Source organism: Pedobacter petrophilus, from assembly GCF_009674725.1.
Lineage (GTDB): Bacteria > Bacteroidota > Bacteroidia > Sphingobacteriales > Sphingobacteriaceae > Pedobacter > Pedobacter petrophilus.
Genome location: NZ_WKKH01000006.1, coordinates 136,817 through 159,704, shown reverse-complemented (window position 1 = coordinate 159,704; position 22,888 = coordinate 136,817). Strand labels below are relative to the sequence as shown.

The 22,888-nt window shown below is 36.3% G+C and carries 22 protein-coding genes and 1 pseudogene; all 23 read right to left on the bottom strand.

Annotated features, from left to right (window positions below; translation table 11 throughout):
• Positions 1 to 205: 205 nt before the first annotated feature.
• Entirely contained in the window at positions 206 to 715 is a 510-nt protein-coding gene (locus GJU39_RS06015; protein WP_154279798.1) for an RNA polymerase sigma factor, read from the bottom strand.
• Between the two features lie 104 nt (positions 716 to 819).
• Positions 820 to 1,014 carry a hypothetical protein gene (locus GJU39_RS06010; RefSeq protein WP_154279797.1) on the bottom strand — a complete coding sequence of 65 codons (195 nt, stop codon included), beginning with the start codon at positions 1,012 to 1,014 and terminating at the stop codon, positions 820 to 822.
• A 576-nt stretch (positions 1,015 to 1,590) separates the two neighbouring features.
• The gene (locus GJU39_RS06005) at positions 1,591 to 2,124 is read right to left on the bottom strand and encodes a Crp/Fnr family transcriptional regulator (protein ID WP_154279796.1); all 534 of its coding nucleotides are present in this window, start codon (positions 2,122 to 2,124) and stop codon (positions 1,591 to 1,593) included.
• 250 nt (positions 2,125 to 2,374) lie between these two features.
• Entirely contained in the window at positions 2,375 to 3,514 is a 1,140-nt protein-coding gene (locus GJU39_RS06000; protein WP_167515648.1) for a helix-turn-helix domain-containing protein, read from the bottom strand.
• Between the two features lie 461 nt (positions 3,515 to 3,975).
• Entirely contained in the window at positions 3,976 to 4,527 is a 552-nt protein-coding gene (locus GJU39_RS05995) for a WcaF family extracellular polysaccharide biosynthesis acetyltransferase (protein WP_154279794.1), read from the bottom strand.
• 125 nt (positions 4,528 to 4,652) lie between these two features.
• A complete protein-coding gene (gene xrtY / locus GJU39_RS05990) occupies positions 4,653 to 5,231 on the bottom strand; it encodes an exosortase Y (protein ID WP_167515647.1) in 579 nt (192 codons plus the stop codon).
• A 10-nt stretch (positions 5,232 to 5,241) separates the two neighbouring features.
• The gene (locus GJU39_RS05985; RefSeq protein ID WP_154279792.1) at positions 5,242 to 6,087 is read right to left on the bottom strand and encodes a glycosyltransferase family 2 protein; all 846 of its coding nucleotides are present in this window, start codon (positions 6,085 to 6,087) and stop codon (positions 5,242 to 5,244) included.
• On the bottom strand, positions 6,084 to 7,259 hold the full coding sequence (locus GJU39_RS05980) for an XrtY-associated glycosyltransferase XYAG1 (protein ID WP_167515646.1): 1,176 nt from the start codon (positions 7,257 to 7,259) through the stop codon (positions 6,084 to 6,086). The genes GJU39_RS05985 and GJU39_RS05980 overlap by 4 nt, the downstream gene beginning before the upstream one ends.
• Positions 7,260 to 7,263: 4 nt before the next feature.
• Positions 7,264 to 8,676 carry an exosortase Y-associated Wzy-like protein gene (locus GJU39_RS05975; RefSeq protein WP_154279790.1) on the bottom strand — a complete coding sequence of 471 codons (1,413 nt, stop codon included), beginning with the start codon at positions 8,674 to 8,676 and terminating at the stop codon, positions 7,264 to 7,266.
• The gene (locus GJU39_RS05970; RefSeq protein ID WP_154279789.1) at positions 8,663 to 9,937 is read right to left on the bottom strand and encodes a glycosyltransferase family 4 protein; all 1,275 of its coding nucleotides are present in this window, start codon (positions 9,935 to 9,937) and stop codon (positions 8,663 to 8,665) included. The genes GJU39_RS05975 and GJU39_RS05970 overlap by 14 nt, the downstream gene beginning before the upstream one ends.
• Positions 9,938 to 11,236, bottom strand: a complete 1,299-nt coding sequence (locus GJU39_RS05965) for a glycosyltransferase (protein ID WP_154279788.1) — start codon at positions 11,234 to 11,236, stop codon at positions 9,938 to 9,940. It lies immediately after the preceding gene.
• Positions 11,237 to 12,439, bottom strand: coding sequence for a glycosyltransferase family protein (locus GJU39_RS05960; protein WP_154279787.1), 1,203 nt, complete (start codon positions 12,437 to 12,439; stop codon positions 11,237 to 11,239).
• The gene (locus tag GJU39_RS24175; RefSeq protein ID WP_154279786.1) at positions 12,429 to 13,691 is read right to left on the bottom strand and encodes a glycosyltransferase; all 1,263 of its coding nucleotides are present in this window, start codon (positions 13,689 to 13,691) and stop codon (positions 12,429 to 12,431) included. Before GJU39_RS24175 ends, GJU39_RS05960 begins: the two co-directional genes overlap by 11 nt.
• Positions 13,672 to 14,706, bottom strand: a complete 1,035-nt coding sequence (locus tag GJU39_RS05950) for a glycosyltransferase family 4 protein (protein WP_154279785.1) — start codon at positions 14,704 to 14,706, stop codon at positions 13,672 to 13,674. Before GJU39_RS05950 ends, GJU39_RS24175 begins: the two co-directional genes overlap by 20 nt.
• The gene (locus GJU39_RS05945; RefSeq protein ID WP_154279784.1) at positions 14,703 to 15,317 is read right to left on the bottom strand and encodes a class I SAM-dependent methyltransferase; all 615 of its coding nucleotides are present in this window, start codon (positions 15,315 to 15,317) and stop codon (positions 14,703 to 14,705) included. The genes GJU39_RS05950 and GJU39_RS05945 overlap by 4 nt, the downstream gene beginning before the upstream one ends.
• Positions 15,307 to 16,266, bottom strand: a complete 960-nt coding sequence (locus tag GJU39_RS05940) for a glycosyltransferase family 2 protein (protein WP_154279783.1) — start codon at positions 16,264 to 16,266, stop codon at positions 15,307 to 15,309. Before GJU39_RS05940 ends, GJU39_RS05945 begins: the two co-directional genes overlap by 11 nt.
• On the bottom strand, positions 16,257 to 17,048 hold the full coding sequence (locus GJU39_RS05935; protein ID WP_154279782.1) for a glycosyl transferase: 792 nt from the start codon (positions 17,046 to 17,048) through the stop codon (positions 16,257 to 16,259). Before GJU39_RS05935 ends, GJU39_RS05940 begins: the two co-directional genes overlap by 10 nt.
• 136 nt (positions 17,049 to 17,184) lie before the next feature.
• Positions 17,185 to 18,312, bottom strand: coding sequence for a glycosyltransferase family protein (locus GJU39_RS05930; protein ID WP_154279781.1), 1,128 nt, complete (start codon positions 18,310 to 18,312; stop codon positions 17,185 to 17,187).
• A 4-nt stretch (positions 18,313 to 18,316) separates the two neighbouring features.
• Positions 18,317 to 19,270: a hypothetical protein gene (locus GJU39_RS05925; RefSeq protein ID WP_154279780.1), complete on the bottom strand. Its 954-nt coding sequence runs from the start codon at positions 19,268 to 19,270 to the stop codon at positions 18,317 to 18,319.
• A 1-nt stretch (position 19,271) separates the two neighbouring features.
• Positions 19,272 to 20,351, bottom strand: a pseudogene (locus GJU39_RS05920) (glycosyltransferase WbsX family protein).
• Positions 20,341 to 21,150 carry a glycosyltransferase family 2 protein gene (locus tag GJU39_RS05915; protein WP_154279779.1) on the bottom strand — a complete coding sequence of 270 codons (810 nt, stop codon included), beginning with the start codon at positions 21,148 to 21,150 and terminating at the stop codon, positions 20,341 to 20,343. The pseudogene GJU39_RS05920 and the gene GJU39_RS05915 overlap by 11 nt, the downstream one beginning before the upstream one ends.
• Position 21,151: 1 nt before the next feature.
• Complete coding sequence (locus tag GJU39_RS05910) at positions 21,152 to 22,102, bottom strand: glycosyltransferase family 2 protein (protein WP_154279778.1); 951 nt, start codon at positions 22,100 to 22,102, stop codon at positions 21,152 to 21,154.
• A complete protein-coding gene (locus GJU39_RS05905) occupies positions 22,099 to 22,887 on the bottom strand; it encodes a class I SAM-dependent methyltransferase (protein WP_154279777.1) in 789 nt (262 codons plus the stop codon). Before GJU39_RS05905 ends, GJU39_RS05910 begins: the two co-directional genes overlap by 4 nt.
• Between the last annotated feature and the right edge of the window lies 1 nt (position 22,888).

The window sequence follows — 22,888 nt, the reverse complement described above, 5'->3', positions numbered from 1 at the left end:
TAACCACAGATAGGCACAGATTAACACGGATAAAAGCCCTATTTACTTATCTATCGGCATAGGTTTTGCAATTGATAGTTAAAAGATCAACTATACACTTACTTTAAATCTGTGTTTTATCCTGTTCATCTGTGGTTAAATGACCAACTATAGACCTGTAATTATCCTGCAGATCTAGCGTCAGTAAGTTCGGCCGCCTGGCTAATTAGCGGTTTTTATATTGCTTCAGCATTTTCTTTAATCTTAACCTGGCATGGTGAATATAGGTTTTAACTGTTCCCAATGGCAAATTAAGTTCATCAGCAATTTCCTGGTATTTATAGCCTTCAAAATATCTGATGAATGGCACGGAATACATTTCAGGAATGTTGCTTAGTGCCTTCTTAATGTCTTCCATGGCAAAACTGGTTTCGGCAGCGTTGGCTGTGGCGCCATAAGTCATTTGACTTGCAGGTACCTCATCTTCACGCACCACGCGACTCCTGTGCTTCACATTCTTGTGGTAATTATTAATAAATGTATTTCGCATAATTACAAAAAGCCAGACTTTGGTGTTGGTTTGGTAATCACACCTGTAGGCAAATCGTGTAGCTTTAACGAGCGTATCCTGAACGAGGTCATTTGCATCGTCGAGGTCCTTGGTGAATTTAAATGCATGCGATATCAACGATTTAGCATGTGTTTTCACACTCATAGCAAATTCATTTTCTGTCATAGGTAACTGTTTAAGGTTTAAAACGAGCAGTGTTAATTATAATGGAACTTCATTCTTGCCGGATCTTTCATTATCAAATGATCATAGCATTTGCTGTTCTTAAACTATTGTGGCGGAAGTGTTTTTGTTGCCGTATCACGTCGCATAGTATCCCGCGTAGCGGTATCCCTTTTTGCAGGTTTGTTCCTTTTTGCAGGTTTTCTTTTTTCTGTTTTCTTTCTGGTGGTATCTTGTCGGGTTTGCGCAATTGTTGGCAAGGCTAGTGACAAGGATAACATGAAAATAATTAGCTTTTTCATAGGGCTTGTTTTAGGTAAACATTGTAAAAACAACACCAAAAATTTTAGGAGGGTTTGGTAATCACCCGGATAAATAGGTGATTAAGCTTAAAAAGGGTAGATATACCCAGTTAGGGAGGTACTTTTTCAATGCCTATCCCGGATAACTTACTATCACATTGAATAAATTCATCAGCTATTGATTAATCAACATGCTAAAATTTGTCTGATGAACATGGGTACCAGTACGAAGTTGCGTCTGTTTATTATCAGTTGATGATAAATGGAAACTTGCAGCTGAAATTAGCACTGCAGACTGGCGCGTACTTGATGTGAAGGCAGCGGCTATACCGGCAAATGTGTTTAAAGGTAAAAAAGGGTAAAGTCATGGCCGTCCATAATATGGGGCTGCTGCTTCCCGGTTCAAGCTTCCTGCACAAGCTGCTTTTACCGATCTTTTAACAGGAAAAACTTATAAAGCTGATCAAAGCGAAATCCAGATAGTACCTTACGGATATCTTTGGTTGCGGGAAAAATTAAACAATAGGTAGCTATTGGAAACTGTCAGGACTTTTAATTAAACATAAGTTTGACTATTTAAGCCATTTTCAGCAATCGATCGTCTACTGCTTTGTTTCTCATTCTGCTCAAAGTTTCTAAACGCATAACCAGGTAACTGGCCAGATAACGTTGGGGAATCCGGTTCATGTCTGAATGGTCGCTTTCAAATTTCAAATATCTGCCCATGGCGGTTGGTATTCTCGCTAGAATAGATCTTTCTGAGGCTGCGTGATAGTTGCTTTCTAAAAGCTTTCTGGTTATTATATGCGATTCCGGGTATTCTAAATAAAGGAAATCAATCAGTTTATAAGGAATCCGGATGAGTTGGCAATTTTCCAGCGCCTGCAGATATTCAATCGAATAATCAGAAGGATCGCCGGGACATTGAATGGCTTCTAGAAATTCATTTTCAAAACCAAAACGCGTACTGATATCTTTTTTGCCTTCTTTTACAAAAGCCCTTACTACACCCTTTAACAAGAAAAAAGCAGCGTCATTAGTATCAATTGGCGAAAGGATAAATTTGTTTTTTTTAACATTCAGAAGTTCGCACGCTTCGATATATTGCATTCGAAATGATTCTGATAGTGGGTGAAACTGTTCCATGAAATCGAACAGGGGTTGCATAAATGAATGGTTTTTTAGGCATACTTTCATATACTTTGGGATAGATTGGGAGAGAAATTAATAGACAACTGTTATACAGGGCACGAAACAAACTTGCTTGTATAATATGTAATCAAAGTTAATTGCAATCACATCAGAACTTACTTTTTCTATGGCATTTCTCTCTAACCGTTCAACCGTTAGACGAAATAGGCTACACGGCACCCCCAGTAGTTCCCTGAGAGAAGTAGACAGTTGGCATTACGCCTTTTTCTTTCTTAAAAGCGTTATAAAAAGTGGCCTGACTTTTAAAACCAGACTCGTGTGCAATGGCTTCGATGGTAATTTTATCACTTTGCAGGGGATATTGGCGGAGAAAATATTCCACTCTGTAACCATTAATCCAATCGCGGAAATTCTTGCCAATATAATTATTGATCACATGCGAGCAATGGTGCACCGGGATATTAACTCTCGTGGCCAGATCAATAATTTGCAGGCCAGGTTGAAGATACATTTGCTCACTTTCCATCACCTCCTTAATCAAAAGTGCATAATTTGCAGTTTGTGCTGGAGAAAGATTAAGCTTTTTCTGCCTATGTGTTTTAACCTTAGGGCGTTCGATAGCCATTAATAAAAGAGGCTCAGTAACTTTTTCCTGACTTGAGACAGGCATTTCCGCTGGCGGCTCTTTTGTATCCCAATCTATCGCAACAAGCAGGTATCCATAAAAAATATGCGGACGGTGGAGCGCATACATTAAAATAACCAACAGCATAATGCAATTTGAGATGATAAAGAACGAGTGATGAAGAGGGATGTTCAGGAATTTCAACACAATCGGAATCAATCCGGCGAGCTGAAAAAAGGTAGCTACCTTGAGCAGAAAAATGATCCAGCTACGGCCATGATCATCATGATTTACCTGATCATCTTTCATCTTAAACTTTAGAATGGCGTGCCAGCAAAGGATGAGATAAATTACGGTGAGCAGCGGCCGACCAGCAGACTGAAAATAAGCGGGGAACAATCCGTTTTCAGCTGTCAAAAAAAGATATCCACTGTCACGAAGTTGGGCAGTGATTAAAGTCCAGTTTAAAATTTTTGAACCCGGCCAGGGGATTACATGTATAATGGCGAGCAGCGCAGGTAGAAAATGCAGTAATTCTAATTTGGTTAACCTATGTCGGTTATGGATAAAGCCAGTAATATACAGATAGAAGCAGGCTGGCGCAGCAAAATAAAGTGGACTGAAGAGTTGAAAAATTAATGACAGTGCATGCTCAGAACCCGACTTTATTACAAGCGAAGTGAAGATTTGCCCGAAGCGGGCAAAGAATATAGATGCAAGCAACAAATTTTGTCTTTTGTTCCCTTTTTTTGCGAAAAGCAAGTGGACGGAAAATAACAAGAGAAAAAAACATGTAATGCTAACCAGAAAGTTCAACAACTGCATAGTGATGAGCAAGATAGTACTTTGTTGCTATATTAAGTCAGGTAAGACGTTATTTTTGATAGTTTATTGTAAGTATAATTAGTCCTTTTTTGTTTTTATGATTAAAATTACTTTTATATTCTATTTGTGGTGTGTTATCTACAGGCCAATCCACTCATATGTATAAATTAACCAGTATTTAAAGAATGCTGTGTTGAAACTTAAATTAATTGGTAACGCATTCGCTTTAAAATTGATTCATCCCAACTTTTCTGCCTGATCCTTATCTATGCTGCAAAAACAAATGGATTCGGATTCTTGGAAATTTGGGGCATAAAAAAAGCCACAAAGTGGCTCTACATACATTTAACGTCTTAAACTTAGCTGATTTCCCTATCCCTGACTTTCACCGCCGGGTTTCCCTGATAAATGGTATAAGCGGCGAGATCGCTGACCGCCACACTACTCAAACTTAGTACTGAATGTGAATACAATTTTATTCCCGGCCCGACTACTGATTTTGCACCCATCCACACACCATCTTCCAACACAATAGGCGCAGTCAACAAATTGAAGGTTGTTTTCTTATAATTATGATTTCCAGTCATAAGCATGGCTTGCTGGGAGATGCAACATTTCTCTCCCATTCTTACCCAATCCAGGTTTTCGATATAACAATCGGCCAGCCAGCAATTATTGCCGATTTCTAATTTCCAGGGATATTTTACCTGAATCCCAGGTTTGACGCGAACGTCTTTACCAATTTTGGCTCCAAATGTGCGAAGTAGAAATACCAGTACAGCACTAAAAGGGATAACCTTCGTCCTGAAAAAAAATACGTCGGTAAAATACCATAACAACTGTTTCAAACCAGAAGCCCCGATCTGAAAATCTCCGGTATTAAAATTTTTCTTTAATTGTGTTTTTAACAAAACATTTTTATTTTAAGGAAGCGAAAAGGTAAGAGTTGAAAACTAAAGTGGTAACCGACAACGATCAACGATCAACGAAAAACGATCAACGAAAACAAACAACAATGAAAAACTTCTGCAACCTTCTAACCTTTTACCGTATTTTTCCTGATCCAGATGTAAAGCATCACAAATATGATGATATAAACGATTACATTGAAGATTTCGTGGTGATAATCGAAATAATTGCGTTGACTCTGGAAATACCCGAACAGCAAGCCAAGCCCGGCAATTCTACATACATTAAGAATATAGATGGTGATCAGGCCGATGATTAACATCTTGAGGGTTGATTTCCAGGATGCAGGAAAGGCAAGAACAAAAGCCGCTAAAAAACTCATCACGCCTAAACCCAGGCAAGAATAATTGATTCGAAGATAGGGGCCATTAACTACTAAAACGTCCATTTCGTTGTGGATGGCATAGAAGCCAAATAACTTAATAATCCATACGGCTGGCGTAATTAAAGCTGTTTTTAAACCCTGAATGTAATCAAAGTGTTCGGCGAGGTAAGGATTGTAAAAACGCCCGGTCGGCGTCATTACGCTATACATAAATAAATTTCCCTGGCTAAAAAGGATGTAGAGAACAAATAATCCCACAATAAACTTGATGGCTTTCCTATCAGCTTGTTTCTTGGCGTCTTTAACGGTAGTATCGGTCATGTTTGCTGGTTTATTTGTTTTTTGTTTTACGAAGTTCATAAATTTTGGCATCGATTAAGAACCGAAACCAGAAGCACTGCAGAAAGTGAAAGATCAAACCACGGGTTCCATCTAAAAAGCCCAGGCGAAAGAAATACCTCACTATAAAATAAAGTACCGGCCGTACAAACAGCGGAAGTTTTTCATACAGGTTTTTAAAATACCGCCTGCGTTGCATAGAGTCTCCTTTGAATTTACCCGATATTGTTGCCGTTGAAGAATTGACATTACTAAACTGTTGAACAGATTCAAGGGTCGACCATTTGTCGTGCCGCAGGGTAAAAGTGCTTAACGACTCTGTAATCAGGTCAATTACATCTCCTTTCAGTTTAATCATCTCTCCTTCAACAAGATAATGCTGATCGTAAAGTTTTTGTTCGCATACTCCTTTACCCAATCTGAATGTCATGGCATGATAAGTAGGGTAGTGGCCGCCATACTTAATCCATTTGCCCATAAACATGGTTTTCCTACTGGCCAGAAAGCCGTTAATGTTTTCTAATTTTCCACTGTTAAGGTGCTGGTTTACTTCAGTTTTAAATTCTTCTGTTAGTCGCTGATCTGCATCGAGGTTAATCACCCAGCTGTTTGTTATGGGGAGATTTTGAAGTGCCCAATTTCGTTGCTGACTGTAGTTTTCGAAAGGATGTTGGAAAACCTGCACCGGATATTCCGAGAGGATTTCCAGGGTTTGATCTGTTGAGCCAGAATCGACGATGAAAATTTCTGCAGCAAAGTCTTTTACGCTTTCCAGGCAGTCGTTAATATTATTTTCCTCATTAAACGTTAAAATAATTACGGCGATGGGACTTCTCAATTGGTAATGTTTTGGTATAGGTTTAAATATTTTTGCACGAGACGGGCATCATTAAAATCGTTCTCAATAATTATTGGTGCTTCCTGGCGGATGAGATTTCGTTTGTTATGATCATCAGCTGCGCTGGATAACGATTTCTGAACAGCTGCCGGATCTAGTGACGTAACCCAGCCAAAATCTTTTTCCTGCACATAATCAGACAGGCCAACCTGATCGGAGATGAGCACTGGCGTACCCACGCTCAGGCTCTCTATCACCACATTTGCGAAGTTTTCATTATACGAAGTGAGCACCAGTAAATCTTGCTGGGCCAACAAGTTAAATTTATCCTGGTTGGAAACCTGACCGATCCATTTTATCTGATGATCCACTTTTAATTGTGTAGCTTTCTGTTGCAGGCCTGCAACATACTTTTCTTCTCCAGATCCGGCAATGGTTAACGCCCATGATGTTGTTAGGTGTGCTAATGCATCGAAAAGAAGTTCCAATCCCTTTTTTTCCTCTATCCGGGATAAGAAAATTATGCGAAACAGATTAGGTTCATTCGCTGAATTTAAGTTTGTGTAGCTTGATTGTTTCTCCGAAGTTTGCACCAAATTTGGGATTACAGATATAGTTTTCGGTGTGAAAATAAGATTAATGTCTTTTACTTCCTGCCGGCTAGTGGCATGGATGTGGCAATATTTTAAAAGTCGCGCACCTACTGTTTTATGAATTAAGCTTTTGAAGAACGAATGTCGGTTGTTTTGGCTGTAGCCCGTAAGCATGCCTCTGGGCGAGAGCAGCACCGGAACCCCATGCCATTTTGCAATGAGGCAACTGAGAACGGAAACGAGATTCCACCAGGCGTGAATATGTACAACGATTTTTTGATTATTCCGTTCAGCACGAAGTACTTTCCATACCTGCAAGAGTAGTTCAGGAGCGAAATGGCTGTGGTCTTTTGTCCACCGTTTAAAATAAGTGACAAGAACGCCATTCACATCCTCTGGCTTACTGGTATCCACATCAAGTTCGGTAGAACCATTGGCTGTTGTGGTGAACACTTCCAGGTCTATGCCATTTTGTTGCGCTTCTATAGCAATTGCTTCACAAAGTTTACCTACGCTTTGAATGGGGCCACCATAAATGTAAGCAGGTTTATAAGAAGCAGTAATGTGGAGAATTTTCAATCGACTAATCAACTTTATAAAGAATTCCCCTGGCTTTAAAAATCTTTTGAATAATGAACATTGTAATCAGACTCCAGAAGACGGCATTTACCAGAAATTCCAAACTATTTCCCCGCCATAAAATCTGAAATAAACCCGCAAACATTACCGCTGTACCCATAAAGTAGCCAGCGAACATTCTTTCGGCCATTGCAGATAGGCGTTGTGCAATAAAGCCATAAAGAAATAAACCTATCCAAATTCCAATTCCACCATAAGAAAGGTAACAATCTACAATAAATGCCGGTTTTGCAGATACAACACTTTGCTGATCAACCACCCTAGCTGCGTAAACCCGATCCATTACCATTTGTTCAACATCGGGCTTGTTCGGCCAAAAGAAGCGGGGAATAATGGTTTGCAATGCGTTGGTAAACAAGCTGGTTTTATAATAGGGAATAAAATAGGGGGTAGATTCTGTGTACTTGATAAACATACTGATCTCCGATAAACGGCCGGTTAAAAATTCCCAGTTATCTTCTTGCAAGTCTTTTGCCAGATTATCATTGTTTATAATTTGATCAAGGCTTTTATCTCTTGCGGTTGAGGCATCAACTCCTTCGGATTGGATTTTTCTGAAATTTCCGATAAAAGTTGGAAGGACAAAAAATAGCACCAGCAAAACGGAAAAGAGTACGGGTAATACTCTTTTCCCGTAAACCGGGAGCAGAAAGATTCCCAATAGCAATGCACAGATTATAATTGGCTCTTTAAAACCAGAGTTTAAAGCTGAGAGCATATTTAATCCAAATAATCCGGACGATGCTAAAAGGTTAACCCGCTTATTTTCGCGAATGGCAAATGCAAGTGCAATGGTTCCTGCAACAAAACTTAACCCATTTAATTGAATACTAAACTGGTTTAGGCTCCCAACCTTTGAAAATAAATAGCCAATAGGGAGGCACAGAACTGAAATGCCGAGCAGCAAATTACTCATGGATGGGGCATAAATCCGATACTTTTTCTCTTGTGGATCGCTCATTGCTGCAAGTAATCCATGGGTTAGTGCAGCATGGCCCAAAACATAATATCGCTGACAAAGCGCAATTGATTTGTAAATGTCTTCTGATATAAAACTTTTATTCCCAACATAGCTGAAATATTCATAACCCAGCGTATTTATATAGAAAAAGATGGACGTACAGGCCATGTAACCTGCAAATACAATTTGGAGAAAGAAGACGGGCCTCAGCAACTGCTCAAACAGGGGTAAATCATCTGGAAGTTTTTTTATAAATCCCTTGAAACAAACAAAGAAAATAAAGAAAGACCCTAACCATGCAATTAAATAGGAACTATGGGGCAAGGAACGAAAAACTACGCTGAGCAGGTAGGGTAAATATAAAAGAATATAATAAATGTGCTTAGTGCCCTTCATTTAATGTTTTTGCAAATGTTTCCACTTGATGTTCAAATGTCCAATGTTCGATAATTTCTTTACTTTCTTCTCCCATCTGGTGTAAATGCGCCGGATCCAGTAATAATTTCTGAAGTTTATTTTTGAGATCAACTAAATCGCCAGCATTAAATACTTCACCGTTGAGTCCACCGGAAATCAAATCTCCTGCACAACCCACACGGTTAGAGACAAAAATAGCTTTTCCTGCAGCCATTGCTTCATTAACGGCCAATCCCCAGGTTTCTCCCGGCCCTCGTGAAGGTAGACAGAATAAATTGCAAGCCTGATAAATTACTGGCATTTGACTTTGATTTTGAAAGTCAAGGAAGTGAACGTTCTGTTTTTTATGTTGTAATGTTTGCGCTTTCAGGGTTTCTTCGAGCGCGCCGTTTCCTACGAATAAAAGGTGTGTGTTGGAGGTTTTTGGTTGGTCGTTGGTCGTTTTTGGTTGGTCGTTATTCGTTAGTCGTTTTTCGTTTTTCGTTGTTTGTTGGAGGTTTTTAGTAGATCGTTGTTCGTTTTGGGGCGATTGTTGATCAATTTCTACAAAAGCCTGCAATAACAGTAAAGGGTCCTTTTTTTCTTCGAGTTTCCCAGCGAATAGAATTAAGGTATCGCTCACTGAAATGCCTAAGTTTTGTCTTAATTTTAAGGCTTCTGAAGATCGGTCAGTTGCAAATCTGTTATTATCAACAGCATGTGGTGCAAATACCAGTTGATTCTTTTTTAATCCGTATGCTTTGAAATATTCATGATTAGCGGTGCCTGCCAAAAAAGCAATGTCTACATGCTTATAAACCCAGGTTAGAAAAACCTTTCTCAACATTTTTCGCATGGTGCTTGTTCCATCCAGCAAGGTCGAATCTCCCCTAAACCAAATTGGGATTTTACTTTTAAAATATCGCATCACAGCCAGGTGACTTTGATATGCCCAGCCGTAAATTAAAATGGCATCTGGCTGAAACGCTTTGAGTAGGTTGATCAAGTCTGGATTAACGATTCCCTTGTAATGATGTGATCCCGGATTTTTAGCGCTATTTTTTACAAATTCGTATAGGTAGCCATCTAACAAAGGAATATCCCAGGAGATGGTTTTTTGAAAATCTGGATCGTATTTTGAGGCCGCCCCTTGTTCTCCCCAGGTATAGAATACCTTTAAACGGCATGTTTTTGCCAGTTGCTGATAAACAGGTATATAGTACTGAATAGGGTGAGTAACGATGATGGCTAAAGACTTCAATTAATTCTGTGTTTTTTGGCTGTCTATAACCTGATTGAAAAGGTCACATTGTTTCTTTGTCAAATTTTTAGCACTATATTTTTCAAATTCTGACCAATTAATCTCCGGACTTTTCTTTTCTATAAGCATTGAATATAGTTCTTTGCTAACTTCTGCTATATCTGAATCTTCTTTATTTGTTGAAAACACCTTGCCGGCATGGCAGTCTTTAATAATTTTCGCTGCACTACTTTCTGTATGTAAGAATGCAATCAATGGTTTTTCTGCTAAAATATAAGGGTATGTTTTTGATGCGGTATATTGTTGATCATTCGACCCAATCACAGCTAAACCATCTGCGTTCAGCAGTGTGAAAATACACTGAAAAAATGGAATACGATCGGTCTTTTCTTCCACATATGCTGAAATGCCCATTTCTTCCGCTATTGGTTTTATCGTTTGAATTCCAGTACCAATAGGTGCATAGCTGGTGCCGATAAAGTGAAACCTTAATTTACTGAAATCTTCGTATCGATTGGCGAGGCCTTTTTTAAATCCATTGAACAACAAGGTTACTGCATCTTTCATATCGTGTCCGCCACGGCCTACATAGACCAAATGAATGAGGTCTTTATCTTTTTGAAAAGGTAATTTGAATATACTCCAGTTTTTTCGAACAATCTCAAAATCTTCTTGATAAGCACCGAAAGTGATTACTTGTTGAGGTACTATTTTTAACCTTGGGTAACGCTCGTTTAATGTATCAAGATAGCCTTGCGAAACGCTAATTAACCCATCAGCTTTTTGCAAGGCGATTGGTTCTAAGTATTTATCAAGACGGTGAGAAAACCAATACTTAGCGGGCCTTTCGGCCTTCGGCTGATCTTCATAATAAGTAGAAAACCATGGATCCTGCATATCGATAACATATGGGATCTTAAATTTTCTTTTCCAATATGGGCCCAAAATGAGTACAGGAAATTGAGTGGTACTAAAATAAATCAGATCAAACTTTTCTGTTTGAAGGATTTGATTCACTTTTTGTTTGTAGAACCATAAAGCGCGTAAAGCAATGCTTCCTATACCAAATTTGCTCGTCCACTTTTTTGAAAAGGCTTTTACCTGATGGATTTTTACATTTGAGGGTATACTTTCACTTAAAAGCACATCAGTTTGCAGATCTGTATATTTTGGGTTTACCATCACCAAAGTAGGTTCCCATCCAAATTCAGCAAAATAGGGGAGACTCATCCTAATCCGTTGCATATCCGCGGCATTAACTGGGGCAAAGTAGGGGGAGATGATGAGAACTTTTTTCAACTAAATAACTGTTTTAATAATTGCTAAGAATTTCTCTTGTTCCATCTCCCAGTTATATTTTGATTTTGCCAAATGGAATGCGTTCTTTTTATAGTGATTTAATAATGTTCTATCATTGAAATAATCAACAATAATATCTGCCAATGCATTCACATTCCCAATCGGATATATTTTGCCAATGTTGGGGTTTTCTTCCATAAATTTTTGTTGCGCTTGCGTATTAGAGGAGATAATGGCTAAGCCAGACATTAAGTAAGTGAAGATTTTATTGGTTAAGCAAATATCTCTGTTTAATGGGGTATTTCTTTCCAGCGCTAAACCTATATCAAATGTTGCTGCCAGATCAAATATTTCATTGCCCGAAATAGGCTGGTGGTATTGTATATCGAAATGAGCTAAGTTGTTAAAATATTCTTGGTCATCAATTGATAAATTTCCAAGCAAATGCAATTCAATTAGTGGATTTTTAATGAGGTTAATTGCTTGGAATACATCTTCTAATCCTCTTCCCTTACCTATCGTTTGTGAGAACCAAAATAGTTTTAATTTCGAATTTATATTTGCATTCAGTCTTGGTTGATGTTTTATTTCAAATACATTATTGATTAGTATTGGATTTAAATCTGGATATAAGTCTTTGTAAGCCTTGCTAATTAAAGGGCTCGCTGCAGTAAAATAATCTATTTCTTTCAGGTATTTGTCTTCAATGTGTTTTTTTAATCTCACATCAAAGCTATTGGGGTCGCCGCTAACTTCATTTCTATGAAAATCTTCAGCATCAAAACCACATTTGACTTGATTTTTTTTTGCCGCATTTACGGCGACTGGTAAAGCGCCAAGGTTATGAGCAATGTATAAATCTGCTTTAACTTTTCTAGCTGCTTTAAGTTGCCAGGCATAGTTTCGGTTAATTATTAACTCCCTAAATCTGATCACAGGATAAATTGATCTGGCAATTCTTTGAAAAACTGCTGTTTTAAATCTCAATAGCATATTGATAGGAGTCCATAATAACTGATCATATGTCCAATTCGAATGCGAGGATAAAATCTTAAGATCTTCAATTACCAGGTGCTCTACATACTGAGTAAAAACTATATGGACTTCAAATCCGGCATTGCTAAGTGAAGTCGCTTCTTTTATCAATCTTGGATTAGAAGAAATATGTCCGGTTGTAATTAAACAGATTTTTTTAGACTGCATTGAAGCTTTCTAGGTTCATCTTATATAATGAACTTATTTTTTGACTGAGCAATTTCCGGTAGTCAGGCCATTGCCAACGATGAGCACTCATTAATGCGGCGGTACTGAACTTATCTAACGCTGCAGCATTTTCAACGATTGTTTTCATCTGTTTAACCAAAGCATTTAGATCCCCAGCAGGTATAATCCAACCGCTTTCATCATGTTTAATTATATCAGGACCAGCACTGTTTTCTGTGGTAATTACTGGAGTACCCTGCGACATAGATTCGGTAATCACCATTCCAAATCCATCTGCCAGCGTTGGTAAAACAAAAATATCTGCCTCACTGTATAGCGCCAGAAGCTCTTCGTGCGGAATCGTATTTTTTATCACCACTTTTCCTGGCAAATCCATTCTCAAATGTTCAGGAAGTTGCATTTTTCCAATCAACCATAACTCGGCTTCATTCGTTTTAAAGTTGCAGGTCTTCCAGGCTTCATACAATAAGTGAATACCTTTTCTCAATGACTGATTTCCTGCATATAAGAACTTTACGGGTTCGTTCTTACTTCTGTTTCTAACTTTTTTTATCGGTTTAGGAAAAGCCAGTGGTATTACCGTTATTTTTCCTTCGTCAATGCCGGCGTCAACTAAAGTTTTTTTAGTAAAAGAAGAATTACATAAAGTAACGTCTGCAAGTTTCAGTTCGTTGTCTCGTCTAACGTTTCTCTTTTTAGCCTTATCATTTACCAATAAATCGTTATCAATCGTTCTTAAATCAGGATACAACAGTAATTGTTGGTTTGCTAGCTTGGTAAAAAATGCGTGGTGTTGGCTTAGCTGCTCATAGATTGTGTAAATTCCTTTTTGTTTCGCCTTTTTTAATGTAGCAAGTGCGCAGTGCTCATAAGTGTGTACCACATCTATCGTTCCAGCTTCAATTTGTTTTGCAACCCATTTATCAAATGACAGTTCGGCATGATGCCAGACGGCATCTGTGATTTTTGCACTCAGTTTTCTGGCAGATATGCTTCTTGCAATTTCCAAAAGCGGTTTGCTTGCAAAATATTCTATTGGTATACTATCAAACGATCTCTTTTTGAGCTCTTTCTTAAGCCCTGGAATTTTTGATAATAGAACAGAAAATTTATTTGCCGGATGTGAAAAGAAAGTTGTATAAAAGGTATCTAAGTCGCCGCTATCAAAATAGGCAGTAACATTTTGTTTAACATGTGGTGCTACTGATGGGTTAGCTATTGAAATCTTCACTATTGATAAGTTTAGAATAAAGATCCAAATATTGATTAATGATTACATGAGAGGAAAAGCGTTGCGCTGCATCTTCACGAACTGTTTTTCGGTCAATTGTTCCTATAGATTTAACTGCAACAATCATTTCTTCCAGGGTATTACATCTAAATCCATTTACTCCGCTGATAATCACCTCTGGTACCGAACCTCTATAGAAACCGATCACTGGAGTGCCGCAAGCCATTGCTTCAGCCATCACAATACCAAAAGGTTCATCCCATTCTATTGGCATTAAAAGTGCCAGTGCTGAACCTAGAATGTTATTTTTTTGTTCATCGTTTACCGCACCAATATAGGTGATCTCATCAGATAAATGAGGTTTGATTTCCTGTTCAAAATAGTTGATATATTCATTTGGAATATTTCCTGCAATTACCAATTTCTTTTTGGTTGCCAATGCTACCTGGATGGCAGTGTGGGTTCCTTTTATAGGCTCTATCCTACCTAAGAAAACTAATGGCGCATCTGCTGAAATTTCATTATTAAAATGATAAAACGCTAGATCTACACCATTAAAAATTGGATAGGCTGGGGCATAGGGTAGTATTTGATTACTGATGTAAGCACTACATCCTGTAAAGGCCAGCGAATTGCTTCTAGATATTTTTTTGGCTTTTTTAACCTGGCTAATGGTAGGTTCCCTTTGATAGCTCATTAATTTAGGGACACTTAAAGGCAATTGAGGTAATAGATAAATCAGTCTGCCAAAACTGTGAATGATATCGTAGCGATGACTTAATAATTCCTTATTAATTAGAAATGAGTTCTGTAAGATATCTGAAAAACGCCTACTCGTTTTTCCGGTATAGGCGAAAAGTTTTGCCGCTGTTTTAGAATCAGCATGTGCAAACAAACTTACCTCATAACCTAAGTTGACATAGCCATTCGCCAACATTGCAATAATTCGTTCAATACCGCCGTAGAGCAGTGGAGGGACCGGCAGTTCCGGATCTGCTATGATGGCTATTTTCAAACTAATCTAGCTAATAAACCTTCATTGATCATGAAATTACCTGGAACAAAATCTATGAACTTTTCTATGTTCAAAGGATTATTAACATAATCTTGAAGTATTTCTGCACCCTTTCCAGAAAGTACGTCACTGTCTGAGTTATCTAAATAGATATACCCACCCTTTTTAACCTTCGGAATTGCGTTTATACAACATAATTCACGAGGTCCTCCATCAATATAAATCAGATCAAAATGATTATTCGGATACTCATTAAAATCAGACATTTTTTCTGCGGTCCATTCAAATCTTAAGTCAATGTTGCCAATTTTTTTAGATTTGATTTTTGAATTAAGTGTATCAAACCATTCTTTGCTAGCCTCAATACTGGTTACCTTTTTCGACCTATTTGCCAGCCATAAAGTAGATGTTCCAGCACCGATTTCTAAGATGATCCAATTTGGTTTAATTATTTCATTCAATTTACTGGCAGCAGAAAACGGTATCCATGGTAATTTAGGGTATATTTTGAAATACTTTCTTAAGATTGCTAAATAGAATGCCTTGGGCAAGTTAAGATATTGTATAAAAGACAATGTTTCGTTTCTACTTGTTGAAAATCTACCTCTCATAAATTAGTGATTTGAGTTTCTTAGCCATTTTCCAGCCTAAAAAGTTGCTTAATATTTTCGTCTTTCCAGCCGCAGGGAATCTGCAATTAGCACCCCCAAGCTCTATTATTTTTACTTCCGCTTCTGCTGTGAGCGCTGAATGGTTTGGATAACATTCATAAATAAAACTCATCAACAAATTTGCGCACGCACGCTTTATTAAAATGTCATCATAATATTTATTAAGGGCTAAATCAATCCCAGAATTTAAGCTCCTATAAAAAGAAGTATAGGCTACTTGCCCCTTTTGAGACGATAATCCACTTATTCCTGATCTATAATGAAAAGTGCTTAAATCATTAAACCTGATTATGCTACATTGGCTAAAGATTCGTGAAAAAAATTGAAAATCATCATTTAGCGATAGTGACTCGTCCCATGTACCTGTTTGGTCTATTAAGACCTTTGGAATTAATATTCTACCAGGACAGGTCATTGATGTATTGTTATTCCAATAATTTAATATCCACTCTCTAAAATTTAAATCTTTTTGGATTTGCTGTTGATTGATTTTAGTATTAATAATGTCATTATTGAAAAATCTTCCCCATTTACAGACTACAACTTCCATTTCTGAATGCAACATGCTTAGCTGACTTTCCAGAAAATTGGGAGGAATCCAGTCATCGGCGTCAAAAAAAATGATGTATTTTCCTTTGGACAAAAATAACGCCTGATTTCTAGCAGCAGCAGCGCCTTTCCTTTCTGCACTTTGGATAATAAATCTCTTGTCCTCTATATGCCTAATAGTGTTTAATGTTTGATCGGTTGAGTGGTCATCAATAATTATAATTTCAAACTCTGGATAAGATTGATTTAAGATTGATTCAAGGGTGAACCGTATATAACGTTCAGCATTATAAGCCGGAATGCAAAATGAAACGAGGCCTAAATTTGTGGTTACAGCCATGCAGTCTGAAAATATTCTTTCTTTGACAAATCCACATAATGGCCTAAAACTTTTTTTCTTTCTTTTCCGTTTTTTGGATTAACGATGTAATCTTGTGGGGCTAATATTGTTCTTAGCTGATTTGCGATAATCATAGCTGATAATGCCTGCTCTAAAAAATAAGATGCACCTTCTTTTTCTTCTAACGTTTTCGCCCAATGCTCCACATCAATCCAATTTATAGTAGCTGAATTTAGACCGATAGCGCCAACATTTATGAGTTCTGGAATTTTAGTTTGACAAAGTGATTCCATTAATTTGATGCTGTAGCCATAAGATTCTTCACAATCAGCCATGTGCAGACTTCCTATTGGGCTTTTCAGCCAATTAATCATTTCCGCAGGGTCATTCCAGAATAACATATCTGAGTCTAACACCAGTTTGTGAGGTTCATTTCCAATAGTATGGATATCAGTTAGTTTTTTAATATGAGGATAAACTTTTCTTTTGTAATGCAAATATGGAAAATTAGCAATCGGCAATTTCAATTCCAGGTTGTTTTCTATTTCTTTCGTTGTTATAATCTTTACACCTGGCATTTGTTTATTCGCCTGGGTACTTAATTTTTGATCAAATGTTCCATCATCTATCAGTATAAACTGGAATGGAGTTTTAGAAATTTTTATTAAAGAATAGGCACAAAATAGCGTCTGGTAAAGATAATTTTTGCCAGTTAAGAAATAGATTTTATGTCCTTCTCCGTCTGAAATAATTGGGGGAAGCACTTTACTTGCTTTCATCATTGCTTTTCTTCCGGCCAGCATTTTTTTATAACTGACCAATCCACCGAAACGTTGGATCGTTTTCCATTTTGATGTGGGATACCGGTAGAGATGATTAATGATGTTCTGAATCAAAATAAAAGTTTCTGTTAAATTATTAGGCTATTAATGTTTCTTCAAAATTTTGATGTAAAATATTAGGGTTAAATACTTTATTTCGTAGATGCTTAACCTGTTTTGCTACGTCTTCATTTGTTAAAGCCTGGTGTAATAACTGGTTAATCAGTTTAATATCATACTTTTCAGAATATAGTATCCAGCTGTTCTGAGTGCACCATTTACCCAAAGCAGAATCAATTGGTGCAATAATTAACGTAGGCAAACCCAGCATGCAATACTGAATAAATTTACTTGGAAAACAGGTCTTTATCCAGGGCATGTCAATCATGTTTTCAGGGTAGGCTATCAGACAGATATTACAATTTACTATCAGGTAATTATTGGCTTCTTTAGCGGTATCGAACATAGGCAGGCAAGTAACCTGTTTATACTGTGTTGAAAGCTGATAAACCGCTTCATTGTTTCCAATAATTGTAAGGTTAGCATTCATTTCTGCAAGGTAGCCAGAAAACTTCTCTAATGAAGGCAATATCTCATTATAGACACTGCCAGAATAGCCTATTTCAAGATTTGTGAGCTTTGGGTATATAGATTTTGAAGTTATGTTATCTGTTGGTATGGGATATAGTAAGCAAAATTTATGAGAATATTTACTCCAGTTAGTTTTGAATGCTTCAGATGCAATAAAAACTTTAGCACTCGCATTTAAAATTTCGATGGTATTGTGATTAATGGATTTTTTATCGTCATCAAAGTTCAGTTCATTGGTATCATCATGAAAAAAACTAATCAGCGGGAGGCTGGTTTTCTTTTGAACAAATGCAGCAAATGCCATTAAAAAATTGCCACTAATGTAACCAATGAGTTTGTTTATTTTTTGTTCTACAATGAGGTTCTTTGTATAAGTGTAATAGTAATGTGAAAATCGTATATATTTAAGTATTCCGAAAGGTTTAAATGGCAAATAATACCATTTTCTGTTTGGTAGAATATGCACTTTGAATTTACTCCATAGATCCTTTTTCCTATTGGTATAAGAATTTTGATCTGTTAAAATATGAACAGAATGCCCGTTTTCTACTAATTTCTTAAAGTGCCGGTAGAATACAACTTCGCTGGCGTAGGTATCTATAGGTAAGTTTTCAGAGATAAAAAGAAAATTCATAATACTATCGGCGTATTCTTCTTATTATTCTATCCATCAAAGAAATATTGTTTCCTTTTGGCTTTGGATAAAGACCATCGAAGTATAAAAAAGATTTATAGTTTGCTGTTTCAAATTGCTTTAGATCATTCAGGTAATCTTCATAAAGTGCAGTCATTTCACTTCGATTGTTGAAATTGTATCGTGCATTATCAGATGGCACTAATTTTTGGAGTGTTACATCAAAGCTGCTAAAATGATAAAAATACAGTTCTTCTGCATCGTTCACAGCGGCTTTGCCATCTTTAAAAATAATATAGCGATCATGCAGGTTCCAGTATGCAGCATTAAAGCCTGGATGCCCAAGAATAGTTACATCGTTAAACAGTAAAGGAACTAACGTGATCCATATCTGATCTGTAAAATAACCCTCATTCAGATCTATGATACATTTTTCTGCTAATCTTTCGCTCCACCAGTTTAAGAAATTGTTAGCCATTACCGATCGCTTTAAACCTAGAAAACCTAAGTTATAAATACCATGATTTAAAAAGAGATTTTCTCCTGGAAATAAACCATCAAAAGGAATGGGAGATAAAATATGTGGCGTAAGAAGTATTGATTTACCATTCCAGAAATTATTAAATGATTCTAAAGGCTGGTAAACTTTAATATCGGGATCAAAATAATATATAATATCTGCCGATGTCTTTAAAAACAAGTATTTAAATGCTGGTCCTTTTAGTGCAGTGTTAAATTCGATAATATTATAATTTTCTAACTGCCATTGTAAATTTTCAATTTCCAATTGTTCAGGCACAATCACACTATCGAATCCTAAAGAATTATAATCAATACCATCTGCCTTGTTATCTGCCAGGAATAGATAAACTTTTATATTACTATGTAATTTAATAGATTTTAGAAGTACACAGGCTTTAGCTAAGTAATTGTTAGCACATATGGTGAAGGCAATCATATTATCCAAATTCTTCTTTAATTACTTTTAAGAATTCAGTTCCCCATCTTTTGCAAGGTTCCAAATGGTTTCCTTCGGCCCATTCATTCCATGCATTAATAAATATAAACTTTTCATCTCTTTCTCTGTTAAGTTCAATTGCAATAATATGCTTAAGCCAGGATCTAAATATCTCAGGATCAGAATTGTCTAATATTAGTGCTCCTTTTTTTACTCTTGGGCTATTATCCCAGCCCGGAGTAATTCCATGAAATATATTTCTAGATATTGTGAAATCGTATTTTAGGACTCGAGATACATAGTCACTATAAAGCTGGTAATGATTCTTAATTAAGAAGGAAGACTTAATTCTTAGCTTGTTTAAAATTCTTCCAAAAAAATTCTCCTGAACTTTTTTTAAATACCGATGGTCTGGTTGAAAATGGACACTTCCTTGAAAACCTAAAGTTGAAGCATCTTGAGTGATGAAGTTATCCATGCAAAGAAAATAGATAGACGGAAAATTATGTTCCTTGGCTATTCTATTTCCACTGTTAATAAATTTCTGTACATCAGGAATAATTGAAGCTTTGTAAATTATAAAAACAGGAGCACCTTCTATTTTGATATATCTTTCATCGTTGAATACGGTCTTACACAAAAATTCCATGTGTTCAGTAGTATCTTTTTCACTATAGTTTTGCCTAATTAATATCTCATTTTCCTGTCCATCCCATCTTCTCGTCCAATTCTCATTAGCCCAACAAAACATAAAAGGAAAATCTTCTTTTTTATTTTTCAACATCCTATCTAGAGGTTCATGCATCAGTCATTTACCGTTAAACCAATAGTGATAATAGCAGAATCCAAAGATCCCAAATTCTTTTGCTAAAGCTATTTGAGCTTGTCTTGCTTCTTCCAGTCTTAAATCGTAATAACCTAAATCTGCAGGCCTATGGGGTTGGTAGTGCCCCTTAAAAAGCGGCTTAGCCTTGGTTACGTTAGTCCACTCTGTAAAACCTTTTCCCCACCAATTGTCATTTTCCTTAAAGGGATGAAATTGGGGTAGGTGGATAGCGATAGGTTTAATTTTAGTCGGCATTGGTACAGATTTTATGTTTTAGATACACAGCATTTAAATAAACTTTTGCCGAAAGCTTTGAAGAGGTGATTGCTTTAGAGCGTATGACATTTTTTAAATGTGAAAATTCAGATTTGTAAAGTTTTAGGTAAAAATAATCTATGATACAATTTGCAAGATTAAAGTGATTGTCTTTTGCTACTACGCTAGTTCCTCCGCCGTTAAATATTGCAATTATAAAGTCAATAAATTTAAAACGGTGTTGTGAAAAAAGCTTAAGATTTAAATCATAATCTCCACAAACATGATATTGTTGATTAAATCTTATTTCTTTAAATAATGAGTGGTTGTAAAAAATCGCCTGGTGACAAATATTCCTTTTCAGGATTTTTTTTAAGTTAAATTCGCCATCATAAATTTGCCGATTTTTTGCCCAGCCCGCATTCCCCATTATCAATGCATTACCATAAATCACTTTTTCTTTGGTAATTTTAGTGATTTCGTAGATTTTTCGAAAAACATCATTGTTATATAACTGATCATCACTTCCAAGAAAATAGAACCATTTACCATTGGCTTTATCAATTCCCTTATTCATCGCGTCGTAAATTCCATGGTCAGCTTCGCTATAAGTTATTATCCTTTTATCTTTAAAATTGGCAATAATATCCAGAGTTTTATCTTTAGATATTCCATCTTGAATTATAATTTCAAAATTTGCAAAAGACTGAGTTAATATGCTATTTATACACTTAGAGATAGTTAAAGCAGAATTATAGGTGGGAATGATTATAGAAATAAAAGTATTGACTTTCTGCATCTTAATACTTGTATTTGAAAACCCGATAATTAATCTTCAAACAAAACCATGCTGACTTAAATATTGATTCCTTAAAAATTGAGGAAATCTTCATAGATATATTAAAAAACTTAAGAAACGGAATCCCCTTGTAATGGAATTTGATTACCATTTCCAGATTGTTTTTTGATTCTTGTTTAATCTCAGAAATTTTAGTTCCATAAATTGTTTCATCTTCTTTTTTAAATCTTTCGTTTACCCAAGATATAAATTGTAGGTGGCCGAAAATTAGCTTTGCTTTATTCCTTGATGCTTCTGAGGAAATGTTTTGACCGCTTTGTCTCCAGTAAACATGGGGTCCAGCAATTGTATAAAGCCCTTTTGGGTATGAAAAATTAATTGAAGTGGCCCAGTCACTTCCTTGAGCTTGAATAAAGTTAATGAAGCCTCCCAACTCATTATACTTAGCTTTTTTAAAGATGTGATCAGGCATCGAATTTCCTCTGTTCCACTTCAGTATATTCAATGTTAAGCGCATCGGATTTTCTAACTGCGGACTTTCTACTGCCTGCGAAATAAACTTATCATCTCTATCAATTACTGTTGTATTAAATCTGTAAACGTCGTAAAAGGAGTTAGTTACCTTCAGTGCCTCGTAGAATTTTTCTACACAATGTTGATCTGCTAAATCATCATCTGAGAAAAGCCATATCCATTTCTCATCATTCATTAAATTAATGCATCTATGCCATTGTGAAACCAAGTCTTTTCTGCCTAAATTTGTATCAAATCTATGGTACGATAAATTTATCTTGTTTTTAAATTTATCACATATTGATTTGATAGCGTATTGACTACAATCATCGCCAACATATACTTTAAAATTTTTATTCGTTTGTTTTGAAATGGAAATTAATGCCTTTTCCATATAGGTTTCTTTATATGCAGGAATAATGATAGCTAGATTTATCATCTATTTTTACATATCAGTATTTGGTAACCTATCCTATCATAACCAATCTCACTTAACAAATACTGATTTTCGAATTTTTCGAGTTTTGAGATAAATTGTTCCTGAACTTGATTCTTAAAGTTTTTAAATCCTAATTTTCTCATAGTTCTATTATATAAGCCGGATTGAAGATGCGCTTTTTTAGGATAGAGCTGTATATAAACTTCTTCAATGTCGAAATAGGTCTTAATATAATTCTGGAAATTTATAAACCCCCACTCAATTAGATGATAAGGGTTTTCAGGTTTATCGTCTATAGGTTTTGATGATATAGGGGTGGAAACAATAAATACTCCATCTCTTTTTAATAATGTTTTAACGTTCTTCAAGTAACGATCTCGGTCTGGCAGATGTTCAATAGTTTCAAAGCTTACAGCAACATCAAAAGAAGAAGGTTCAAGGTTTGGATTTAAAGCATCAATAACTTGGTAGCTATTGTTTTCCTCTTTATAGCGATGTGTTGCATACCGAACCGCATTGATGTTCAAATCACCCCCCAAAACACTTTTTGCTTTACCTTCTGTAGCTAATATAGAAGTTCCTTTTCCAGCTCCGCAGGCTAAATCCAATACTTTTTTGTCCTTTACATATTTTGAAGCGAGGTTATATCTCTCTATATGGTCATGTTCTACAACGTTGTGCGCAAATGAAGGAAGCCATCTTTCGGATTCCTGTTTTATCATAACCTCTGCAAAACTATTTAATTCGAAATTGAGGCAGAATATTTCTTCTTCTAAATTATTCATA